General features: G+C 36.2%; 1 protein-coding gene. It reads left to right on the forward strand.

What is annotated here, in order from left to right:
- The first annotated feature begins 27 nt into the window (after nt 1-27).
- Nucleotides 28-909, forward strand: coding sequence for a tyrosine-type recombinase/integrase (locus A9G07_RS09125; protein ID WP_065734911.1), 882 nt, complete (start codon nt 28-30; stop codon nt 907-909).
- The last annotated feature ends 182 nt before the right edge of the window (nt 910-1,091 follow it).

Genomic DNA, 1,091 nt, shown 5'->3' on the forward strand with positions numbered 1-1,091 from the left:
AACTAATTTTACTAGCTCGGAGTTACAATGTCGTTTTTATCATCTCTATTTAAACTAACCCCATCGCGCAGAACCGTGAATAACTGGTTAGACGAATATATTAAAATTCTCGCTGAACGCAATCTAAAACCAAAAACAATCGAAATTAAAAATTATTTAATAGTCGTAATTCGGCAGCAAATAGGCAATAAAAATATACGAGATATAATCCCACCTGATATCGCTAGAATAATAAAAATTTATACAGACCAGGACAAAAATCCATCGGCAAAATGCATGTATCATCTGCTGCGAGACGTATTCCGCGAAGCGTACGCGCGCGGTTGGAATGACAGGAATCCCGCGGAACCAATCAAATGCCCTCGGGTCACAGTGAAACGTTCTAGAATTGTTTTAACTGAATTCAAAAAATTAATTGATGCCGCTGACAAAAATGAAAAATATCACTATATGCGCGATGCAATGCTAACAGCGCTAGTGACTGGGCAACGGCGTTCTGATGTTGTCACAATGAAAAAATCACATATAAAACGAAATTATTTGCACATTGAGCAACAAAAAACCGGCTCAAAAATAGCGATACCGGTGAAATTAAAATGCAAAAAAATAGATATGAGTATTTCTGATGTTGTAAATATATCTAACGCAGATTTTATTGTAAATAAAAATGGTAATGCAGTGTTTGCTGACGAAATAACACGAGGTTTTGCAAAAATTAGGGATACGGTTTTTGAGAGAGAATATTGGACAGGCACACCTACCACGTTCCATGAAATCAGGTCACTCGCTGAACGTCTATATAGAGAACAAAAAATCGATACAATGACGTTACTGGGTCATAAATCACAGCAAACTACTGATAGATATAATGATAATAGAGGTAGAGAGTATAAAAAATTGAGAATATAAACCAATCTATTTATGAGGTAGGTGAACAGGTTAGTTTTAAAAAACGTCCGACAGTCAATAATTCTGTTGTCGTAACAGCAGATCAATTTCACGAAATAAAAAACCCGACAATCGGTTGGTATGCGCTACCCAATGGCTATATACATCAATTTGGGACTGTCAAGCTAAATTCTGTCGAGGAA

Source organism: Gilliamella sp. wkB72 (assembly GCF_001693745.1).
GTDB lineage: Bacteria > Pseudomonadota > Gammaproteobacteria > Enterobacterales > Orbaceae > Gilliamella > Gilliamella apicola_E.

Coding starts and splice junctions, on each gene's coding strand:
- A9G07_RS09125 (WP_065734911.1), top strand. CDS start 28: ATGTCGTTTTTATCATCTCTATTTAAACTAACCCCATCGCGCAGAACC.